Here is a 13,513-nt window from a genome sequence, read left to right as displayed (position 1 = left end):
GTCTGAAAGAGAGAGGGAAGATCGAACCTATTCGTGAATCTTGCGCCGGAAGGTTTCGGGCAGGAACAGCAACCCGACGACCAATGTGATCACCGCGACGATCACGGGATACCACAGGCCGTAATAGATATTGCCCGTCGCCGCGACCATCGCGAACGCCGTCGTCGGCAGGAAACCGCCGAACCAGCCGTTGCCGATATGATAGGGCAGCGACATCGCCGTGTAGCGAATGCGGCTGGGGAAGAGTTCGACGAGCAGCGCCGCGATCGGGCCGTAGACCATCGTCACGAGCAGCACGAGGTAGAAGAGGATCGCGACGACGAGCGGCTTGTTGATCGCCGCCGGGTCGGCCTTTGCCGGATAGCCCGCGTCGGTCAGCGCGCGTTCGAGGTCCGAACGGAAGGTCGCGATCGCGCCTGCGCGGTCCTCCTCGGCGATGCGCCACGGATCGGGCGCGGCGAGGACGCGCGAGCCGATGCGCACGCGCGCGGGCTCGCCCGTCATGCGCTCGCGCGTGAAAGCCGTGTAGTTCGCGCCCGACTTTGCCAGCGTCGACTTGATGATGTCGCAGCCGCTGCCTTCGAACTTGTTGCGCCCGATCGGATCGAACTGAAACGAGCAGGCGCCGGGATCGGCCGCCATGATCACCGCGGCGTTCTGCTGAGCCTTCGCCATCGCGGGGTTCGCGGCGGCTGTCAGCATCTGGAACGCCGGGAAATAGGTGATTGCGGCGAGCGCGCAGCCCGCGAGGATGATCGGCTTGCGCCCGACCTTGTCGCTGAGCCAGCCGAAGAAGATGAAGAAAGGCGTGCCCAGCGCGAGCGCGATGGCGATCAATATATTCGCGGTCGCGCCGTCGACCTTCAGCGTCTTTTCGAGGAAGAAGAGCGCGTAGAATTGCCCCGAATACCAGACGACCGCCTGCCCCGCGACCGCGCCGAACAACGCAACGATCACCCATTTGAGGTTTTCCCAGCGGCCGAAGGCTTCGGTGAGCGGGGCTTTCGACGTCGTGCCCTCCTCCTTCATCTGCTTGAAGACCGGGCTTTCCTCGAGCTGGAGGCGAATCCACAGCGACACGCCGAGCAGGATCACCGAAATGAGGAAGGGGATGCGCCAGCCCCAGTCGGCGAACGCCGCCTCACCCATGACCGAGCGGATGACGATGACGACGCCGAGTGCCGCGAACAGCCCAAGCGTCGCCGTGGTCTGGATGAAGCTGGTGAAGAGGCCTCGTTTGCCCTCGGGTGCATGTTCGGCAACATAAGTCGCGGCGCCGCCATATTCGCCGCCAAGCGCGAGCCCTTGGACGAGGCGCAGCAGCACGAGGAGGATCGGCGCCGCGACGCCGATCGACGCATAGCTGGGCAGCACGCCGACAAGGAAGGTCGAGAGACCCATCAGGCCCATGGTGACGAGGAAGGTGTTCTTGCGCCCGACGAGATCGCCGATGCGCCCGAACACAAGCGCGCCGAACGGCCTTACCGCAAAGCCCGCGGCAAAGGCGCCGAGCGCGAAGATGAAGCCGGTGGTTTCGTTGACGCCCGAAAAGAATTGCGCCGAAATGATCGTCGCGAGCAGGCCGTAGAGGTAGAAATCATACCATTCGAACACCGTGCCGAGCGACGAGGCCAGGATGACCTTGCGTTCGCTTTGGCGGGTTTCGAGTGCCGTCGCGCCGTCACCGTTCGTCATCCGCTACCCCTTCGCCCATTATCTTGTGGGCGAAGGGTCTAGCGGACGGGTAGCGCGCGTCAACCGACGCGCTTCACCGCGCCCTTGTGTGCGCCGACGCTCTTGTTGCGCGGGCGGAAACGGCGCTTGCGCTGGCCTTCGGCGCCTTCGCCGGCGGGCGCACCGTCGCGGCGCGGACCGCGATCGCCGCGCGGCTTGTTACCGTCACGGCCGCGGAGCGCGTCTTCGCGCTGGCGCTGCGGGTTGCGGCCCTGGCTGCCGGTGTCGCGCGGCGGCTGCGCCGGCTTCGGCAGGTTGCGCACCAGCTCGTTGAAATTCTCGGGCAGCGGCATCGGTTCGGACTTGCTCCGCGTCACGCGCTCGATATCGCGCATGTACGGACGCTCATCGGGCGCGATGAAGCTGATCGCCTTGCCCTCGGCGCCGGCGCGCGCGGTGCGGCCGATGCGGTGGACATATTGTTCGGGAACGTTCGGGATCTCGAAGTTGATCACGTGGCTGACGCCCGACACGTCGATGCCGCGTGCGGCGATGTCGGTCGCGACGAGCAGCTTGATGTCGCCCGAGCGGAACGCCTGCAGCGCGTGGGTGCGCTGCGACTGGCTCTTGTTGCCATGGATCGCCATCGCCTTGATATTCGCGCCCGCAAGGTGGCGCACGACGCGGTCGGCGCCATGCTTGGTACGGGTGAAGATCAACGCGCGGTCGATATCCTCGCTGGCGATGACCGAGTGCAGCAGCGCCTGCTTTTCCTTCTGTTCGACGAAGGTCGAATATTGGCTGATCTTTTCGACCGTGGTCGCCGCCGGGGTGACCGACACGGTCACCGGATCTTCGAGGAACTGTTCGGCGAGGTGCGCGATTTCCTTCGGCATCGTCGCCGAGAAGAAGAGGTTCTGGCGGCGCGACGGCAGCAGCTTGGCGATGCGGCGCAGCGAGTGGATGAAGCCCATGTCCATCATCTGGTCGGCTTCGTCGAGGACGAAGATTTCGACATCATCGAGGCGCAGCGCGCGCTGGTCGATCAGGTCGAGCAGGCGGCCCGGGGTCGCGACGAGGATATCGACACCGCTCGAAAGCTCACGGATCTGCTTGTTGATCGGCACGCCGCCGAACACGGTCGTGACGCTGAGCTTGGTAAAGCGGCCATAGTCGCGGCAGCTCTGCGCGATCTGCGCGGCGAGTTCGCGCGTCGGCGCGAGGACGAGCATGCGGCAGCTGCGCGGATTGGCGCGATGCGGATAGGTCAAAAGATGATGGATCGACGGCAGCGAGAAACCGGCGGTCTTGCCGGTGCCCGTCTGCGCGATACCGCACAGGTCGCGGCCCTTCATCAGCGGCGGGATCGCCTGCGTCTGGATCGGGGTCGGCTGGGTATAATCCTTGGCGGCAAGCGCGCGATTGATGTCGGCGTGCAGGCCAAAGTCGTTAAAAGTCGTCATAAAATACTCACATAGGGCGACGCGCAGGCGCATCCGTTCGGTTCGAACGGACGGCGCACGGCCGCGGGTTCGAAACGACCCGCGTGAAAGGGTGCCTCTGGGGACAAAGCGCTGGTCCGGCTCGTCCCGCGCCTGTTTCGGGCGGGAAAATCACGCTGCCGGTGGTTGCGGCGGGTGGTCCCGCCATGCTGCGCTGCACCATCATATGGCATGGGTTGCGCCGGATTGCAAGATTATTGCGTGATCAAGCGACGCTTCCCTTCCCGTTTGCCCTGAGCTTGTCGGAAGGCCGTTCTTTCTTCATTGGTAGCAGAAGAAAAGGGCGGTGCTTCGGCAAGCTCAGCACCAACGGTTTTGGGGGTTCATAATGGCCGAGAAAATCATCGTCATCGACGAGGGCACGACGTCGACGCGCACGATGCTTTTCAGCGCCGACGGCACCCCGCTCGGCAGCGCGCAGCGCGAGATCCGGCAGCATTATCCGGGCCCCGGGCTGGTCGAGCATGACGCCGCCGAAATCTGGGAAGCCACCCTCGCCTGCACGCGCGAGATGATCGCGCGGGCCGGCGGCGCCGACCATGTCGCCGCGATCGGGATTACCAACCAGCGCGAGACGGTGGTGTTCTGGGACCGCACGACCGGCGAGCCGCTCGCGCACGCGATCGTGTGGCAGGACCGGCGCTCGGCCGCCGATTGCGCGGCGCTGAAAGATGCGGGCCATGAGCCGATGGCGCAGGCGAAGAGCGGGCTGCTGCTCGACCCCTATTTCTCAGGCACCAAGATCGGCTGGGCGCTGAAACACTGGCCGCAATTGAACGAGGCCGGGGACAAACTCGCGGTCGGGACGGTCGAATCCTATCTGATCTATCGCCTCACCGGCGGCGTCCATGTCACCGACGCGAGCAACGCGTCGCGCACCTTGCTGATGGACATCAACGGCCAAGGCGGCTGGGATGGCGAATTGTGCGACCTGCTCGGCGTGCCGATGCGCCTGCTCCCCGAAATCACCGGTTGCACGACGCGCGTCGGCATGACCGATCCGGCGCTGTTCGGCGGCGCGATCCCGATCTGCGGCATGGCGGGCGATCAACAGGCTGCAACGATCGGCCAGGCGTGCCTGTCGCCGGGGCAGACCAAGGCGACCTTCGGCACCGGCGCCTTCATCCTGTCGGCGAGCGGGACGGTGCGGCCGCAATCGGCGAACCGCCTGCTCGCGACGGTGCTGGTGCAGGAAGGCGACGTCCGCTCCTATGCGCTCGAAGGATCGGTGTTCGTCGCGGGCAGCCTGATCAAATGGCTGCGCGACGGGCTGGGCCTTCTCGCGAGCGCGGGAGAGAGCGAGGGGCTGGCGCGCTCGGTGGCCGACAATGGCGGCGTCTATCTGGTCCCCGCCCTCACCGGGCTCGGCGCGCCGCACTGGCGCCCCGATGCGCTCGCGGCGCTGTCGGGGCTGAGCTTTGCGACGGGCAAGGCGCATGTCGCGCGCGCGGCGCTCGAAGCGCAGGCCTATCAGGCGCACGACCTGAAATCGGCGTTTGCCGCCGACGGCGTCGACTGGGCCGAGGTGCGGATCGACGGCGGCATGGCCGCGAACGACTGGATGGCGCAGGATCTGGCCGACGTGCTGGATATCGTGGTCGAGCGGCCCGGCTTCGTCGAGAGCACCGCACTCGGCGCCGCGATGCTCGCTGCAACGGGAGCCGGACTGTACCCCGAACTCGCCAGCGCCGCGAAGGCGATGCGCGGCACCGCGACGCGCTTCACGCCGGCGCTGGGTGCCGAGAAACGCAAAACGCGCCTTGCCGGATGGCAAAGCGCGCTTGCAAAGGTTCTGGGCTGACCCCCGCTTGCACGGAGGTGGGCGCCATTAGCGCTTGAGGGTGAGACCACCGAAACGCTTGTTGAACTTCGCGACCTGACCCGCAGCGTCGAGCATGCGTCCGGTGCCGCCGGTCCAGGCCGGGTGCGCGGTGGGGTCGATTTCGAGCGTCATCGTGTCGCCCTCTTTGCCCCAGGTCGAGCGCGTCTGATATTCGGTGCCATCGGTCATCTTGACCGTGATCATGTGATAGTCGGGGTGAATGTCGTTTTTCATGTCTCAAGCTCCTGTGCCGCTGGTTTCCGACCAGCCGCGTGAGTCGTTGCTTCCCCGTCCGGGGCCGCGAAGCGGTGGCCCCTAACGGCGAAAGCCGGATTTTGCAAGTCTTGCTTAGTCGCTCGGCGGATCGGCAATCATCGCGGTGAACTGGCATTCCGCGGCGAGCGCGCCATTCAGCATCGCCTTGCCTTCGAAACGGCAAACGCTGCGCTTGGCTTGAATGATCGTGGCGTGCAGGTCGAGCAGACAGCCGGGTTCAACCGGCTTTCTGAACTTCGCCCCGTCAATCGCCATGAAATAGACCAGCTTGCCCGTACCGGCGAGGCCCATCGATTCGATCGCGAGAATGCCTGCGGCCTGCGCCAGCGCCTCGACGATGAGGACGCCGGGCATGATCGGCCGGCCGGGGAAATGCCCCTGGAAAAAGGGCTCGTTCATCGTCACCGCCTTGACCGCGTGGATCGAGGTGTCCTTCACCATCGATTCCACCCGGTCGACGAGCAGCATCGGATAACGATGCGGCAGCAGCGTCAGGATCCGGCGGATATCCACCGGGCCCAAGGCGCCGTCCGAAATTTCCCCGTCCGTCATCGATCTTAGCGGGTCGTCGGTGCGGTGCCGGTCGGAGCCGGGGTCGCCGGACGCGTACCCTGCGCGGCGCGCGCCTGATCCATCAGCTGCTGGTTGCGCTGCTGGACAAGCTGGCCCGGCTGGTAACCGGCAGGAACCGCAATCGACACGTTCGGCAGGATGCGGTTGAGTTCGGCAACCACCGCGTCGGTGATGTCGACATTGTTTTCGCGCGCAATCACCGCCTCGGGATTCACGAGCAGGTCGACCTTCTTCGCGGTCATCGCGGCCTTGATCGCTTCGTTCATGCGAACGCTGATCTGGTCTTCGACATAAGCGATGGCGAGGTCGACGGGCGCGCCGATCTGGCCGAGCTCTGCCTGCGCGGCCTGGCGCTTGTCCTGGACGGCCTTGGCGGCAGCCTGCAGCGAAGTCTGGTTGACCGGCGTCTTCTTCGCTTCTTCGTTATATTTCGCGATCAGGACGTTGATTTCGGCCTGTAGCGTCTGGCCGCGCGACTGCTGCTGGTCGATCTGCGCCTTGTAGGTCGTTTCGATCTGCGTCGAGGCGGTCTGGAAGGCGTTCGAACGAGCCGCGGCGACGCGGACGTCGGCAACGCCGACACCCTTTGCCTGGGCAATGGCGGGAGCCGACAGGAGGGGCGAAACCGACAGCGTGGCAATCGCCAGCGCCGAGGCGGCAAGGATTTTCTTCATCAGAATTGGGTTCCTACATTGAATGAGAAGCGTTTGGTATCATCGCCCTCTTCTTTGCGAAGGGCGTAAGCGAAGTCGATCCGGAAGGGACCGAAGGGAGAGTTCCAGTTCACCCCGGCACCGATCGATACGCGCGGCATCCATGTGTCACCGAAGAAGCGTTCCTCGAACGGCGCGAGCGGCGTGAAGCCGGTGGCGCAGGTCGTATACTGGCCCGACGGCGTGCCGTCTGCATTCGGCGTGTTCGTTGCGAAGGTCTGCTGACCGGTGGAGGCGTTCCGGCACAGATATTTGGTCAGATTGTCGGCCGGATCGCGGAAATTCGCCAGCGTCGTCAATTCAGGCCTGCGAACGCTGAACACCGAACCGACGTCGAGGAAGATCGACGGCCGCAGCCCCATTTCCTTCGCGCCGGTGCCGAGCGGAATATCGAGTTCGAGCCGGCCCTGATAATAAGCGCGGCCGCCGAGCGCGTCGTCGATCTGTCCGCGATCGTTGGTCGTGGTGTCGAGGACGGGATTGGCCGGATCGGTCAGGTCGACCGAGCCGTAGCGTATGACGCGCGGACCGACGCCGCGAATGTCGAAGCCGCGCATCTGCGGTTCGCCGAGGAAGAAGCGGTCGGTCAGGCGGACCTTGTCGCTGGTCGGGGTCGGACGGCCGCCGAACGGATAGATATAGCCGCCCTCGGCCGACAGATTGAGGATGAAGCGGCTGCCGAGGTTGAAATGCTTGCTTCCCGACAGGCGCGTGCGAACATATTTGACGCTGCCGCCGAGGCCGGCGAAATCCTGGCTGAGCGAGAGCGACTGGCCGCGCGTCGGGCGCAGACGGTTGTCGCGGTCGTCATAAGCGAGTGTGTAGCCGAGCAGCGAGGTCGTGCGGTTGCCGATCGCGTCGCACAGATAACGGCCGGCGACGAGCGGGTCGCACTGGTCGCCGAAATAATAGATCGACTTGTCGAGCGTCACATCGTCGAAGTTGATGCTGTAGCGCGCGAAGAAGGACATGAATTCGGTCAGCGGCACGCCGGCGTTGATCTGCGCACCCGTCGTGACCTGCTGGAACGTCGTCCGGCGGTCGTTGTTGATGAAGTTGAACGAGTTCAAATCGCGGCGATAGATGCTGCCGCCCACCGAAATGTTGCGGTCGAACAGATAGGGTTCGGTGAAGCCGAGTTCGATCGACTTCGAATAGCTCGAATAGTTGACCGACGCCTGGAGCTGCTGGCCGAGACCGCGGAAGTTGCGCTGGCGGATCGACGCCTGGAGCAGGAAATTCTCGATCGACGAGAAACCGGCCGATAGCGAGAGTTCACCGGTCGGCTTTTCCTCGACGTTGGTTTCGAGGATGATGCGGTCGGGGGCGCTGCCTTCCTTGCGCTCGATTTCGAGGTTTTCCTGGAAATAACCCAGGCTGTTGATGCGGTTCTCGGTGCGCTTGACGCCGAAGCTGTTGAACGCATCACCTTCGTTCAAACGGAATTCGCGGCGCACGACCTTGTCGTGGGTCAGCGTGTTGCCGTTGACGTCGATGCGCTCGACATAAGTACGCGGGCTTTCGGCGACGTTGAAGGTGATCGCCATCGTCCGCGTTTCGGGGTCGCGGCGGAATTCGGGATTGATGTCGGCAAAGGCGTAACCGAACAGGCCCGCGGTTTCGCTGAGGCTTTCGACCGTATCCTCGACCTGCTTGGCGTCATACCAGTCGCCGACCTTCATCGGCAGCAGCTTCTTCAGCATTTCGGGCTGGAAGTCGCGGATTTCGCTCTTCACGTCGATGTCGCCGAACTTGTAGCGCTCGCCTTCCTCGACCACATAGGTGATGATGAAGTCCTGCTTGTTGCTCGTCAGCTCGGCGACCGCCGAAATCACGCGGAAATCGGCGTAACCGTTGGTCAGGTAGAAAAGGCGCAGCTTCTGTTGGTCATAGGCGAGGCGATCGGGGTCGTAGCTGGTGTTCGACGACAGGATCGTCATCAGGCTCGACTGCTTCGTCGCCATCTCGTCCTTGAGATCGCCGTCGCTGAACTTCTCGTTGCCGATGATGTTGATCTGGCGGACCTTCGATTTCGGCCCTTCGTTGATTTCGAACACGACATCGACGCGGTTCTGGTCGAGCGACACCATCTTGGGCTCGACCGTCGCGGCAAAGCGGCCCTGACGCTTGTAGAGCTCGATGATGCGCGCCACGTCGGCGCGGACTTTCGAGCGGGTGAAGATCTGACGCGGCGCGAGCTTGATCTCGGGGCGGATCTTGTCTTCCTTCAGGCGTTTGTTGCCTTCCAGGATGACGCGGTTGATCACCGGGTTTTCGGTGACCTGGATCGTCAGCGCACCGGCATTGTCGGTGATCTGGAAATCCTTGAACAATTCGGTCGCGGCCAGATCCTTCAGCGCCTGATCGAGGATCGAGCGGTCATATTGCTGACCGACGCGCAGGCGCAGGTACGACAGGATCGTCTGCGCCTCGAGCCGCTGGTTGCCGACGACGGTGATCGACTTGACCGTCGTCGCGGCGGGGGCCGCTTCGGGAGCCGGAGCCGGGACGACTGGCGGCGCAACCTGTTGCGCCATCACCGGCGTCGCGAGCATCGTGCCGGCCAAAAGAAGTACCGACAGCTGCGTCCGCGCCGAGAATTTGTGTGAAGCCACGCTGTTCATCCCGAAAAAATAACTCAAAAGCGACAAACCCGCCTGACCGCGGGTTCGTGCGCCACTCCCTGCCCCAGACTCGCTAGCCAATCAAGCGGGCGATCCTGTCCCACACGCCAATTGAGCCCAAATCGTTGAAAGTCACGACCAGCATAAGGGTCACGATCGCCGCAAAGCCGAATCGGAACGCCCATTCCTGCGCCTGCGGCGGCGCGGGGCGGCGCCGGATCGCTTCATAGGCGTAAAAGGCCAGATGACCGCCATCGAGCATCGGCAATGGCAAGAGGTTGATGAACCCCAGATTGATGGAAACGAAGGCGATGAAGAAGATCAGCGCGGCCACGCCCAGCGTCGCCTGCTCGCCCGACTGCTTCGCGATCTTGATCGGCCCGCCCATTTCCTTGACCGAACGTTGCCCGGTTGCGAACTGGCCCAATATCTTGCCGGTCAGCTGGACGATGTTCCAGGTCTGCCCCGCGCTCGCCCTCACCGCTTCCAATGGGCCGACGCGCGCATAGGTCAGCGCGCCCGACTGGATGCCGATGATCGCCACCTCGGCCTTGTTCCCGAAACCGTCGGTTTCGGTCGTGACCCGCGGGCGCAAGGTGATCGCGAGCCGCTGCTCGCCGCGCGCGATATCGAGGTTCGCGGGCCTGCCCAGATCATAGGCCACGATCTTCGGGATATCGCCGAAGCTGTCGACCGGCTGTCCGTTGATCCCGGTAATGCGATCACCGATACGGAGCCCCGCCGCCTCGGCCGCGCTCCCTGCCTGCACGCCGCCGATCACCGGCGGAACCGTGGCAACGCCATAGGTCATGTTGAACGCGGCAAAAATCAGGATCGCGAACAGGAAGTTGGTCACCGGCCCTGCGAGAACGATGAGCGCGCGCTTCCACACCGGCTGCGCCGGGAATGTGTGCGATTTCTGGTCGGCTGGCAGTTGCTGCCATTCGGCGTCCGGCTGGCTGACCGCATCGCGGTCGCCCGCGAACTGGACATAGCCGCCGAGCGGCAGCCAGCCGATCTTCCATTCGGTGCCGCGCTTGTCGGTCCAGCCAAGGATCTTGCGCCCGAAGCCGATCGAGAAGGTGTCGGCCTTCACCCCGCACCAGCGGCCGACGATATAATGGCCATATTCGTGCACGAAGACGAGCGGCCCCAAGACCGCGAGGAACGCGAGCGGATAGAGCCAAAGCGGAATGTCAGGCATGTTCATATTGGTCCACAAACTGCTGCGCAGCCGCGCGGGATGCGGCATCGACGCTGAATATGTCCTGAAGCGATGCCGGCACCGCGGGCGCATCGGCGTCGATCACGCGGCGCACGGTGTCGACGATCGCGGGGAAGGAAATGCGGCCGGCGAGGAAGGCAGCGACCGCCACCTCGTTCGCGGCGTTGAGCTGCGCCGGGCGCGCGCCGCCCTCGGCAATCGCGGCGCGGCAGAGCGCGGTCGCGGGGAAACGCACCTCGTCGGGCGCCTCGAAATCGAGCCGCGCGATGCTGGCGAGGTCGAGCGGCGCGCACGGCGTCGCCATGCGCTGCGGCCAGGCGAGCGCGCTGCTGATCGGGATGCGCATGTCGGGCGAGCCGAGCTGCGCGAGCGTCGAGCAGTCGATATATTCGACGAGGCTGTGGATCACCGACTGCGGGTGGACGAGGATTTCGATGCGTTCGAGCCCGACGGGGAACAGGTGATGCGCCTCGATCAGTTCGAGGCCCTTGTTCATCATCGTCGCCGAATCGACGCTGATTTTCGCGCCCATCGACCAGTTCGGATGCGCGACCGCCTGCGCGGGGGTCACGCGCGCCATATCATCGGCGCTCATCGTGCGGAACGGGCCGCCGCTCGCGGTGAGGATGATGCGGCGCACCTGATCGATGCGCCCGCCCGCGAGGCACTGGAAAATCGCATTATGCTCGCTATCGACGGGCAGGATCGTCGCGCCCGACGTGCGCGCCACCGCGGTCATCAGTTCGCCCGACGATACGAGGGCTTCCTTGTTGGCGAGCGCGACATCGTATCCGGCGGCAAGCGCCGCCATCGTCGGCGCGAGCCCCGCGGTGCCGACGATCGCGGCCATGACGAGGTCGGTGGGTCGCTGCGCGGCTTCGACGAGCGCCTCAGCGCCCGCCGCCACTTCGATCCCGGTGCCGGCCAGCGCCTCGGCGAGTTCGCCATAGCGCGCTTCGTCGGCGATCACAGCGACGTCGGGGCGGAATTCGCGGGCGAGCTTCGCAAGCTCCGCAACGTCGCTGTTCGCGGTCAGCACGCCGACCGTCCACGCCTCGCCGTCGCGCCGCACCAGATCGAGGGTCGATTGCCCGACCGATCCGGTGGCGCCGAACAGCGAGAGGCGGCGCTGGGTCATCTCAACCCGCCGCCCGCACGGCGATCTGGCCAACGAAGGCAAGCGCGCCGAGCAGCAGCGCGACCGGCAGCACGCCGTCGACGCGGTCGAACAGGCCGCCGTGGCCGGGGATGAGCTTGCCCGAATCCTTGACCCCCGCGCGGCGCTTCATCCAGCTTTGCGCGAGGTCGCCAAGCTGCGCGAGCAGGCCCATGAACAGGCCGATCCACAACGGGACGCCGACGATGCCCGCGCGGTCGCCAATGGTGGCGCTGGCGATCAGCGCGGCAACCATGCCGCCAATGAGGCCCGACCAGGTCTTCGACGGGCTGATTTTGGGCGCGAGGCGCGCGCCGCCAAAGGCACGGCCGGCGAAATAGGCGCCGATATCGGTCGCCCAGACCATGCCGAAAACCCATAGCGCAGCGGTCATGCCGAGATGGTCGCGGATGAACCAGAGCCCTGCCATCGCGCCGAGAACGAGAATGGGGCCGAGCAGGCCCAGCGCGGTCTTGGTGCCGCCGCCCAGCGTCATGGCACGAACCAGCGCAAACCATTCGACAAGCACGAGCGCTCCGCCGACGAGCAGCAGCAGACCGAAAGCGAGCCCTCCGAACCAAAGCGCGGTGCCCGCGATCGCAAAGAGGACGATCGCCGACCCGATCCGCACCCACAGGTCCGATTTACCCGCTGCCGCCATGAACTAAAGTCCCCCGTAACGGCGGTCGCGCCGCGCAAAATGGTCGAGCGCTGCTTTCAGATCGGCCGGCTTGAAATCGGGCCACAGCTTGTCGGTGAAATAGAGTTCGGCATAAGCCGATTGCCAGAGCAGGAAGTTCGACAGCCGCACCTCGCCCGAGGTGCGGATGAGCAGGTCGAGCGGCGGCATGTCGGCGGTGTCGAGGTTCGCCTCGATCGCCTCGGCCGTAATCTCGCCCGATGCGGCGGCGGCGGTCGCCGCGCGAACCAGCTCGTCCTGCGCGCCATAGTTGAGCGCGACCGCGAGCGTCGTGCGCTTGTTGCCCGAAGTGCGTTCGAGCGCATTTTCGATCAGCTTGACGACGTCGGGCGCGAGCGCGCGCCAGTTGCCGATCACCTTCAGCTTCACGTCGTTCGCGGCGAATTCGTCGAGATCGGACAGGATGAAGCGCTTCATCAGCCCCATCAGGTCGCTGACCTCTTCCTCGGGGCGCTTCCAGTTCTCCGACGAAAAGGCGTAGAGCGTCATCGCCTCGATGCCGAGGTCGCCCGCGGCGCGCACGATCGTCCGCACCGCCTCGACCCCGGCCTTGTGACCGGCGACGCGGGGCAGCAGGCGCTTCTTGGCCCAGCGGCCATTGCCGTCCATGATGATGGCGACATGGCGTGCGCCATGGCTGGCGGCTGCTGTCGTCATGGTCTGCACAGGGTCCCGAAAACCGACCGATCCACTAGCCCAGGATTTCCTTTTCCTTGGCGGCCGCGGCGGCGTCGAGTTCGGCGATCGTCGCGTCGGTCAGCTTCTGCACCTCGGTTTCGTGGCGCTTGCGCTCGTCCTCGCTGATTTCCTTCTTATTCTCGTCGGCCTTCAGATTGTCCATGCCGTCGCGGCGGACGTTGCGCACCGCGATGCGCGCCTTTTCGGCATATTGGCCGGCGAGCTTCGACAGCTCCTTGCGGCGCTCCTGCGTCATTTCGGGGATCGGCAGGCGCAGCATCTGGCCGTCGACGATCGGGTTGAGCCCAAGGCCCGCCGAGCGGATCGCCTTGTCGACCGGGCCGACGTTCGACTTGTCCCACACCTGCACCGACAGCATGCGCGGTTCGGGGGCGCTGACCGAGGCGACCTGGTTGAGCGGCATGTGACTGCCATAGACCTCGACCGTCACCGGATCGAGCAGCGCGGTGTGCGCGCGGCCGGTGCGGAGGCCCGAAAGGTCGCTCTTCAGCGCTTCGACCGCGCCGTGCATGCGGCGCTCGAGATCGGCCTTGTCATATTTCGCCATCG

General features: G+C 65.0%; 12 protein-coding genes. 1 reads left to right on the top strand and 11 read right to left on the bottom strand.

Annotated features, from left to right (window positions below):
• Positions 1–27: 27 nt before the first annotated feature.
• The gene (locus FG91_RS17395; RefSeq protein WP_037517501.1) at positions 28–1,695 is read right to left on the bottom strand and encodes an MFS transporter; all 1,668 of its coding nucleotides are present in this window, start codon (positions 1,693–1,695) and stop codon (positions 28–30) included.
• A gap of 59 nt (positions 1,696–1,754) precedes the next feature.
• Positions 1,755–3,137, bottom strand: coding sequence for a DEAD/DEAH box helicase (locus tag FG91_RS17390; RefSeq protein WP_037517499.1), 1,383 nt, complete (start codon positions 3,135–3,137; stop codon positions 1,755–1,757).
• Between the two features lie 367 nt (positions 3,138–3,504).
• Here FG91_RS17390 and FG91_RS17385 point away from each other — a divergent pair, with 367 nt between their 5' ends.
• Entirely contained in the window at positions 3,505–4,977 is a 1,473-nt protein-coding gene (locus FG91_RS17385; RefSeq protein WP_037517496.1) for a glycerol kinase, read from the top strand.
• Positions 4,978–5,004: 27 nt separating this feature from the next.
• Here FG91_RS17385 and rpmE read toward each other — a convergent pair whose 3' ends face one another.
• The 9 genes from rpmE to frr all read right to left on the bottom strand — a co-directional run bounded on the left by rpmE (position 5,005) and on the right by frr (position 13,511).
• Positions 5,005–5,232: a 50S ribosomal protein L31 gene (gene rpmE / locus FG91_RS17380; RefSeq protein ID WP_037517493.1), complete on the bottom strand. Its 228-nt coding sequence runs from the start codon at positions 5,230–5,232 to the stop codon at positions 5,005–5,007.
• Between the two features lie 114 nt (positions 5,233–5,346).
• A complete protein-coding gene (fabZ, locus tag FG91_RS17375) occupies positions 5,347–5,826 on the bottom strand; it encodes a 3-hydroxyacyl-ACP dehydratase FabZ (protein ID WP_037517490.1) in 480 nt (159 codons plus the stop codon).
• Between the two features lie 5 nt (positions 5,827–5,831).
• On the bottom strand, positions 5,832–6,521 hold the full coding sequence (locus FG91_RS17370; protein ID WP_037517488.1) for an OmpH family outer membrane protein: 690 nt from the start codon (positions 6,519–6,521) through the stop codon (positions 5,832–5,834).
• Entirely contained in the window at positions 6,521–9,184 is a 2,664-nt protein-coding gene (bamA, locus tag FG91_RS17365) for an outer membrane protein assembly factor BamA (protein WP_037517485.1), read from the bottom strand. Before bamA ends, FG91_RS17370 begins: the two co-directional genes overlap by 1 nt.
• A 73-nt stretch (positions 9,185–9,257) precedes the next feature.
• Positions 9,258–10,388 (bottom strand): RIP metalloprotease RseP, encoded by a 1,131-nt coding sequence (rseP, locus tag FG91_RS17360; RefSeq protein ID WP_037517482.1) that lies wholly within the window; start codon positions 10,386–10,388, stop codon positions 9,258–9,260.
• The gene (locus tag FG91_RS17355) at positions 10,381–11,547 is read right to left on the bottom strand and encodes a 1-deoxy-D-xylulose-5-phosphate reductoisomerase (protein ID WP_037517479.1); all 1,167 of its coding nucleotides are present in this window, start codon (positions 11,545–11,547) and stop codon (positions 10,381–10,383) included. The genes rseP and FG91_RS17355 overlap by 8 nt, the downstream gene beginning before the upstream one ends.
• A 1-nt stretch (position 11,548) precedes the next feature.
• Entirely contained in the window at positions 11,549–12,226 is a 678-nt protein-coding gene (locus tag FG91_RS17350) for a phosphatidate cytidylyltransferase (protein ID WP_037517477.1), read from the bottom strand.
• 3 nt (positions 12,227–12,229) lie between these two features.
• Complete coding sequence (gene uppS, locus FG91_RS17345; RefSeq protein WP_037517645.1) at positions 12,230–12,922, bottom strand: polyprenyl diphosphate synthase; 693 nt, start codon at positions 12,920–12,922, stop codon at positions 12,230–12,232.
• 34 nt (positions 12,923–12,956) lie between these two features.
• Positions 12,957–13,511 (bottom strand): ribosome recycling factor, encoded by a 555-nt coding sequence (frr, locus tag FG91_RS17340; RefSeq protein ID WP_037517475.1) that lies wholly within the window; start codon positions 13,509–13,511, stop codon positions 12,957–12,959.
• Positions 13,512–13,513: the final 2 nt, after the last annotated feature.

This window comes from Sphingopyxis sp. LC81 (assembly GCF_000756375.1).
Classification (GTDB): Bacteria; Pseudomonadota; Alphaproteobacteria; order Sphingomonadales; family Sphingomonadaceae; genus Sphingopyxis.
This window is presented reverse-complemented; position numbering and strand designations above follow the sequence as displayed.